The sequence below is a fragment of the Mesorhizobium sp. M2A.F.Ca.ET.037.01.1.1 genome (assembly GCF_003998075.1).
GTDB lineage: Bacteria > Pseudomonadota > Alphaproteobacteria > Rhizobiales > Rhizobiaceae > Mesorhizobium.
The window spans coordinates 1-6,766 of the sequence record NZ_RZSA01000289.1 but is presented as its reverse complement, the minus strand read 5'-3'; the positions used below and the strand labels follow the sequence as shown (position 1 = coordinate 6,766).

Sequence of the window (6,766 nt, the reverse complement as noted above, 5' to 3'; positions counted from 1 at the left end):
GTCGAAGACATATTCCCCCTGGCTGTGCGATTTGAGATAACAAGGGACAGCGCCGAGAAGCCCGCCTTGCGCGGTTTCAAGTCTAAGGTGATGACCTTGCCAGCCGGTGCGCCGAACAGCGCAGCCGGAATCTTCCAAGGCGCTCAGAAAAGCGAATGAAACCAGCGGGTTGTAGCCGTTTTCTTTATCGCCGCGCGTGGTCCCGGCAAAGCCGTCCCATTCCTCGCATGTGAACGCGCCGATGCCTGCCGCGACGCGGATCGCATAATCCGCGTTCGCTGCCCGTCCATCATCGTCGTCGCCTTGATCCATGGGGCTTATTTAAGCTTCGCCGGGGCAGCTACAAGTCACGTTTGAGGCACCCGGCTCAAGCGACTCTTACCAGGCCGGGTTCGAAACCCTCGAAGGTCATCTGGTCGGCATATTTGAAGGTGAGGTCGACCGCCGGCTGGTCATGCACGGTCCAGGTGATAACGGGCATCTTCAGCTTTTCACGCACGAAGCTGACGAAAGGGTTCGGCAGGTCGCCGGCGGCGTAGGAGGTGAAGGCGAGGTCATGCGCGAGCATGGCGAAATGCGCCTCGATCAGCTGGTTGTCCTTGCCATAGGCGGTCAGCCCACCGGGGATGCCCGGCGCGTCCCTGGCGAAGTCGCGGATCAGCCAGTGATCGAACGACATGATGGCCACCTTGCCCTTGTAGCGCTTGAGCAGCCGGCCGACGGCTGCCACCAGGCCCGCGTCATGGCCGGGAACGCCTTTCAGCTCGACCACCAGCGGCACGCGGCCGTCGATCAGGTCGAGCGCTTCCTGCAGCGTCGGCACATGGTCCTTGGTGCCGCCGATCCTGAGCGTCGCCAGTTCGGCTGCGGTGCGTTGCCAGATGAAGCCGTCCTCGCCAGTCAGGCGCTTCAGGTCGCCGTCATGGATGATCACCGGGACGCCATCCGACGAGAGATGCACGTCGCATTCGATGGCATAGCCGCGTTCGGCCGCCGCGGCGAAGGCCGACAGCGTGTTCTCCCAGCGGGTCTTGTTCATGTCGTGAAAGCCGCGATGCGCGACGGGGCGGGCAATCAGCCAGGAGAGATCGGTCATGTTGGGCATCACTCGACTTCGAAGATCGCTTCGATTTCGACCGCGGCGTTGAGCGGCAGCGAGGCGGTGCCGACGGCGGATCGGGCGTGCTTGCCACGCTCGCCGAGTGCCGCGACCAGGAAGTCGGAGGCGCCGTTGGCAACAAGATGCTGCTCGACGAAATCAGGAGCGGAGGCGACGAAGACAGTGATCTTGACCACGCGCCGGATCCTCTCGAGATCACCGAGCGCCGCCTTGGCCTGCGCCAGGATGTTGATGGCGCAGAATTTCGCGCCTTCCTTGCCGGCGGCGGTGTCGATGTCGCGGCCGAGCAGCCCGCTTGCCTGCAGCTTGCCGTCCTTCAGCGGCAGCTGGCCGGCGGTGAAGAGCATGTTGCCGGTCCGGCAATAGGGCACATAGTTGGCGGCGGGCGCGGCGGCGGCCGGAATGGCCACGCCAAGATCGCTTAGCCGCTTTTCGATTGTTTCGCTCATTGGTTTTCCCTATTGCTGGAAGGCGCCGCGTTGGCCGGGCCGAAATTGCTATTTTTGCCTCGCTTCCGCCACGACTTTTTTTAAGCTGGACCATCTTTCCCTGCGGCCTGTCTCGCGGCCGCGACGATCGGAGCAACGTATGCGCGCAACGCGCCTTTTTCTCGCCGCCGCCTGTCTTTCGGCAGCGTTCCCAATGGCGCCGGCCCTTGCGGTGCCCGCGCTGCAGGCGCATCGCGCGGTCTACGATCTGACACTCAACAAGGCCTCCGATCGTTCGGGCATCACTGGCATCACCGGCCGCATGGTCTATGAGTTCAACGGCTCCGCCTGCGAGGGTTACACGGTCAAGTTCCGTTTCGTCACTCAGATCGTCACCAACGACAACACCAGGCTCACCGACCAGCAGACGACGACTTTCGAGGATGCCGAAGGCAAGACCTTTTCCTTCGTGACGAAATCCTTTGTCGACCAGAACCTCGACAAGGAGGTGAAGGGGGTGGCCACGCGGGAAGCGAAGGGCCTCAAGGTCGATATCGACAAGCCCGAGAAGAGCAGCCTCGAGCTTGCGGCCACACAGTTTCCGACCCAGCATCTGGTCGAGCTGATCGGCAAGGCTGAAAATGGCGAGAATTTCTACCAGACCAATCTGTTCGACGGCTCCGAGGACGCCAACAAGGTGATGAGCACCACCGTCATCGTCGGCAAGAAGACCGAATCCGACAAGGCGGATCCGGAAGCGCCGGCGCTGGCCAAGCTCGCCTCGGACAAATACTGGCCGGTCGACATCGCCTATTTCGACGATACCGACAAAAGCGGCGAAGAGGTGCCGGAGTACCGTATCAGCTTCAAGCTGCACGAGAACGGCATCACCCGCGACCTCGTCATGGACTATGGCGACTTCTCGATGACCGGCAAGCTGGTGAACCTGTCGCTGTTCGACCAGACCAAGCCCTGCCCGGCTTCGAAATAGCAGCGCCCCGACGATAGGCGATCGCGCTTGCACGTCTGGCTTCAACTCGCCATGTGTCGGGCTGAAGGAGTGCGGCGAGGCTGATGGCTGTCTATGTCGATGCGGCGATCTGGAAATGGGCCGGCCACCGCTGGTGCCATCTCCTTGCCGATGAGGTCGATGAACTGCATCGCTTCGCTGCCGAACTCGGCATCAAACGCTCGTCCTACCAGGGGCCGCCCAAGACGTCGGCGCCGCACTACGATATAACCGGCTTAGAGCGCGACCGCGCGGTGCGGCTCGGGGCCGTCGAATGCAGCCGCGAGGAGATCGTGGCGGTCTTCCGCCGTGTGCGAGTGCCGAATGGGAAGGTGAGACGATGACGGTGACGGCGTTCCTGGCATATTGCGTCGCAATCACATTGGCAGCCGCCACGCCTGGGCCGGCGATGTTCGCGGTCATTACTAACGGTTTGTCGCGCGGCTTCGGCCGGGCGTTCATCACCGGCGTGGGCGTCGCCGCGGGCGACGCCGTGCTGGTCACCCTGGCGCTGCTCGGACTGGTGGCCATTGCCCAGACCTTCGAATGGATTTTTCTTTTGCTGAAATACGCGGGCGCCGCTTACCTCGTCTTTCTCGGGATCAGGATGTGGCGAGCCGCCGCCAAACAACGGGACGAATCTCCTCAGTCGCAGGCGCGGCTGTCGCGGTCCTTCGTTCTCGGCGCTTCCATTGCGCTCGGCAATCCGAAGGCGATCCTGTTCCACGCCTCCATCATGCCACTGATCCTGAACCTCGATACCATGACCTTCGCCGATGGCCTGCTGGTGGTGCTCGTCGTGATCAGCGTCAATGTCATCACCATGGGCATCTACGCCGCGATGGCCGGCCGGGCAGCCGGTTGGTTCGACACCCCGAGGCGCATGCGCCTGATGAACAGGTTCGCCGGCGGCGCGATGATCGGCACCGGTGCGCTGATTGCCGCACGTTGAGCCGCGCGGCGATGCACGGCTTGCGTTCAAGGGACTTCCCCTCTATATCCGCGCTCATTCCACACACGGACTTTGGTGTCTGCCCGGGAGAAATCCGGCTGAAACCTCCGGTGGCATCAGGACATTCCGTCCGAAATGCCTGTGTCCGTGGAGGCCAACCGGAAAGGAACTAAAGAATGGCTCTGCCAGATTTCAGCATGCGCCAGCTTTTGGAAGCTGGTGTTCACTTCGGCCACCAGACCCATCGCTGGAACCCGAAGATGGCGCCCTACATCTATGGCGCCCGCAACAATATCCACATCATCGACCTGTCGCAGACGGTGCCGCTGTTGAACCAGGCCTTGAAGCAGGTGTCCGACACCGTCGCCAAGGGCGGCCGCGTGCTGTTCGTCGGCACCAAGCGCCAGGCCTCCGACATTGTCGCCGACGCCGCGCAGCGTTCGGCCCAGTACTATGTCAACTCCCGCTGGCTGGGCGGCATGCTCACCAACTGGAAGACGATCTCGAATTCGATCCAGCGCCTGCGCAAGCTCGACGAGACGCTGGCCGGCGAGGCCCAGGGCCTCACCAAGAAGGAGCGACTGAACCTCGACCGCGAACGCGAGAAGCTCAACAAGGCTCTCGGCGGCATCAAGGACATGGGCTCGACGCCGGACCTGATGTTCGTCATCGACACCAACAAGGAAGCGATCGCCATCCTCGAGGCCAAGCGCCTGGGCATTCCGGTCGTGGCCATCATCGATTCGAACTGCGATCCGGACAAGATCGACTTCCCGATCCCCGGCAATGACGACGCGGCCCGCGCCATCCAGCTCTATTGCGACCTGATCGCCAAGGCTGCCATCGACGGCATCGCCCGCCAGCAGGGCGCGCTCGGCGTCGACATCGGCGCTTCGGCCGAGGCTCCGGTCGAGCCGGCGCTTGACGCTCCGGCCAGCGAAGCTCCGGAAGCTTGATATCGAAGGCCGGAACCCGGCCTTCATCTTTCCAATAAGTTGGCGCGCTAAAGCGCTTTTGCCGAGCGCATCACCCGAGTCCCGGTTGGTGCGTCGGCGCATTTGAAACAAAGAGGCGACAATGACGATTTCGGCTGCACAGGTCAAAGAACTCCGCGACTTGACCGGCGCGGGCATGATGGACTGCAAGGCGGCGTTGAACGAGACCAACGGCGATATGGAAGCGGCCGTCGACTGGCTGCGCAAGAAGGGTATCTCGAAGGCCGACAAGAAGGCCGGGCGCACCGCCGCCGAGGGCCTGATCGGTGTCGATGCCGGCGTGCGTGAAGCTGCGGTCGTCGAGGTCAATTCCGAGACCGACTTCGTTGCCCGCAATGCTGCCTTCCAGGAGATCGTCGCCAACGTCGCCAAGGTCGCGCTCGCCTATGGCACGACGGAGGCGGTCGCCGCCGCGAAGTATCCGGGCTCCGACAAGTCGGTCACCGACACCATCAAGGACGCTGTCGGCACCATCGGCGAGAACATGGGTTTCCGCCGTTCGGCCAAGCTCACCGTACCGCATGGCGTGGTGGCGACCTATGTCCATAACGCGGTTGCCGACGGTCTCGGCAAGCTCGGCGTGCTGGTGGCCATCGAGACCACCGGCAACGAGCATGCCGCCAACGCCTTTGCCCGCCAGGTCGCGATGCATGTCGCCGCCAGCAACCCGGTCGCGCTGACCGCCGAGGAAGTCGACCCGGCGCTCGTCGAGCGCGAGAAGGCGATCTTCTCCGATCAGGCGCGCCAGTCGGGCAAGCCGGAAGCCATCATCGAGAAGATGGTCGAGGGTCGCCTGCGCAAGTTCTATGAAGAGGTCGTGCTTTTGAAGCAGGCCTTCGTGCTCAATCCCGACATCACCGTCGAGAAGGCGCTGAAGGATGCCGAGAAGGAGATCGGCGCTCCGGCGAAGATCACCGCCTATCTGCGTTACGCGCTGGGCGAGGGCATCGAGAAGGAAACGACCGATTTCGCGGCGGAAGTCGCGGCAGCGGTCAAGAAATAGCTCCGATCCAAGGGGAGCGCATCGCGTTTCCCTTAAGGTGAAGAGCTCACGAGCTCAGGCAACTCGGCCGGGTGTCCGCATGGATGCTCGGCCGATTTCTTGTGCGATGTCGATAAAGGCCCTGAGCTTCGGCGCCATCGACGCGCGGCGCGGAAAATAGAGGAAGAGGCCCGGCTCCTCGATCGCCGTATCCGGCAGGATCTGGACGAGGCGGCCGGCTGCAAGGTCGGCGCGCACCAGCGGCTCGAAAACGTAGGCGAGCCCGACGCCGGCCAGCGCCAGATCGATGGCGCCAAGCGAATCCGTGACGATGGCCGTGCCGCGTGTCTCGACAACGACATCCTTGTCGTTGTCATTCAGGTCCCAGCGGTACAGCGCGCCGGACCGAACCAGCCGGTAGCCGATGCAGTTGTGATCGGCGAGATCGGCCACGGCGCGCGGGCGGCCATGCTTTCCGACATAGGTGGGCGAGGCGACGATGACGGCTTTGAACGGCGGCGTCATCCTGACGGTGACCATGTCCTGCGCGATCATCTCGCCCAGCCGGACGCCGGCATCAAAACCTTCGCCGACGATATCGATAAGTCCTTGGTCGGCAACGATCTCGACCGTCACATCGGGGTAGCGTTCGGCCATCGCCGCGACCACCGGCGTCACCGCCAGGGGGATCGCTATGTTGGAGGCATTGATCCTGAGCAGGCCGGCCGGCCTTCCCTTCACGCCGCGGATCCGGTCCATCCGTTCGGCGATGTCCTGCAGGGCAGGGCCCGCCGTCTCCACCAGCGCCTTGCCGGCCTCGGTCAGCGAGACGCTGCGCGTTGTGCGGGCGAAGAGCGGCTGGCCGACGCGCTCTTCCACGAGCCGCACCGCATGGCTCACGGCGGATGGACTCATCCCGAGTTCGGCCGCGGCAAGCGCAAAGCCGCCGCGCCGCGCCACGGCGACGATGACCGGCAGATGCGTGAGCAGATCGCGATCCATTCATGAATGATATCGCATAGTCTTTGCGAACAATGCAATCTTATCGTGCTCTCAAGCCAGCCCATATTGGCATCAACACATCGGCGGCGGGCTGATGCCTCAAGGAGAGACGAAATGAATGCGTTGAGACATGTAACCTTTGCGGCTGGCATGGCATTGGCGCCGGTCGATGCCGGTGGAGCCGAGGCGACCGGTTGGCAGGCGCTTGCCGACGAGCGCGCGGTGATCCGCATCGCCGACGCCATCGACCGCGCGGTGGATGCGCAGGACTGGGAGCT

General features: G+C 63.3%; 9 protein-coding genes. 5 read left to right on the top strand and 4 right to left on the bottom strand.

The window, feature by feature from the left end; translation table 11 throughout:
* The 3 genes from EOA27_RS16130 to EOA27_RS16120 all read right to left on the bottom strand — a co-directional run.
* A partial coding sequence (locus tag EOA27_RS16130; protein WP_189562040.1) for a peptidogalycan biosysnthesis protein occupies positions 1-312 on the bottom strand: 312 nt, incomplete at its 3' end.
* A gap of 55 nt (positions 313-367) precedes the next feature.
* Entirely contained in the window at positions 368-1,096 is a 729-nt protein-coding gene (locus EOA27_RS16125; protein WP_126083804.1) for a glycerophosphodiester phosphodiesterase, read from the bottom strand.
* 8 nt (positions 1,097-1,104) lie between these two features.
* Positions 1,105-1,569: a RidA family protein gene (locus EOA27_RS16120; protein ID WP_126082644.1), complete on the bottom strand. Its 465-nt coding sequence runs from the start codon at positions 1,567-1,569 to the stop codon at positions 1,105-1,107.
* A gap of 139 nt (positions 1,570-1,708) precedes the next feature.
* On the opposite strand from EOA27_RS16120, the gene EOA27_RS16115 reads away from it, so the two are divergent.
* The 5 genes from EOA27_RS16115 (at position 1,709) to tsf (ending at position 5,507) form a co-directional block, all read left to right on the top strand.
* Positions 1,709-2,539: a cell envelope integrity EipB family protein gene (locus EOA27_RS16115; protein ID WP_126082645.1), complete on the top strand. Its 831-nt coding sequence runs from the start codon at positions 1,709-1,711 to the stop codon at positions 2,537-2,539.
* An 83-nt stretch (positions 2,540-2,622) separates the two neighbouring features.
* Positions 2,623-2,901: a DUF4031 domain-containing protein gene (locus EOA27_RS16110; protein WP_126060741.1), complete on the top strand. Its 279-nt coding sequence runs from the start codon at positions 2,623-2,625 to the stop codon at positions 2,899-2,901.
* Entirely contained in the window at positions 2,898-3,509 is a 612-nt protein-coding gene (locus EOA27_RS16105; RefSeq protein ID WP_126082646.1) for a LysE family translocator, read from the top strand. The genes EOA27_RS16110 and EOA27_RS16105 overlap by 4 nt, the downstream gene beginning before the upstream one ends.
* A 176-nt stretch (positions 3,510-3,685) precedes the next feature.
* The gene (rpsB, locus tag EOA27_RS16100) at positions 3,686-4,465 is read left to right on the top strand and encodes a 30S ribosomal protein S2 (RefSeq protein ID WP_126082647.1); all 780 of its coding nucleotides are present in this window, start codon (positions 3,686-3,688) and stop codon (positions 4,463-4,465) included.
* Positions 4,466-4,586: 121 nt separating this feature from the next.
* A complete protein-coding gene (tsf, locus tag EOA27_RS16095; protein WP_040987261.1) occupies positions 4,587-5,507 on the top strand; it encodes a translation elongation factor Ts in 921 nt (306 codons plus the stop codon).
* A gap of 54 nt (positions 5,508-5,561) precedes the next feature.
* Here tsf and EOA27_RS16090 read toward each other — a convergent pair whose 3' ends face one another.
* Positions 5,562-6,488: a LysR family transcriptional regulator gene (locus tag EOA27_RS16090; RefSeq protein WP_126082648.1), complete on the bottom strand. Its 927-nt coding sequence runs from the start codon at positions 6,486-6,488 to the stop codon at positions 5,562-5,564.
* Positions 6,489-6,766 lie beyond the last annotated feature (278 nt).

Coding starts and splice junctions, on each gene's coding strand:
- EOA27_RS16115 (WP_126082645.1), top strand. CDS start 1,709: ATGCGCGCAACGCGCCTTTTTCTCGCCGCCGCCTGTCTTTCGGCAGCG.
- EOA27_RS16090 (WP_126082648.1), bottom strand. CDS start 6,488: ATGGATCGCGATCTGCTCACGCATCTGCCGGTCATCGTCGCCGTGGCG.
- EOA27_RS16110 (WP_126060741.1), top strand. CDS start 2,623: ATGGCTGTCTATGTCGATGCGGCGATCTGGAAATGGGCCGGCCACCGC.
- EOA27_RS16125 (WP_126083804.1), bottom strand. CDS start 1,096: ATGACCGATCTCTCCTGGCTGATTGCCCGCCCCGTCGCGCATCGCGGC.
- tsf (WP_040987261.1), top strand. CDS start 4,587: ATGACGATTTCGGCTGCACAGGTCAAAGAACTCCGCGACTTGACCGGC.
- EOA27_RS16105 (WP_126082646.1), top strand. CDS start 2,898: ATGACGGTGACGGCGTTCCTGGCATATTGCGTCGCAATCACATTGGCA.
- EOA27_RS16120 (WP_126082644.1), bottom strand. CDS start 1,569: ATGAGCGAAACAATCGAAAAGCGGCTAAGCGATCTTGGCGTGGCCATT.
- rpsB (WP_126082647.1), top strand. CDS start 3,686: ATGGCTCTGCCAGATTTCAGCATGCGCCAGCTTTTGGAAGCTGGTGTT.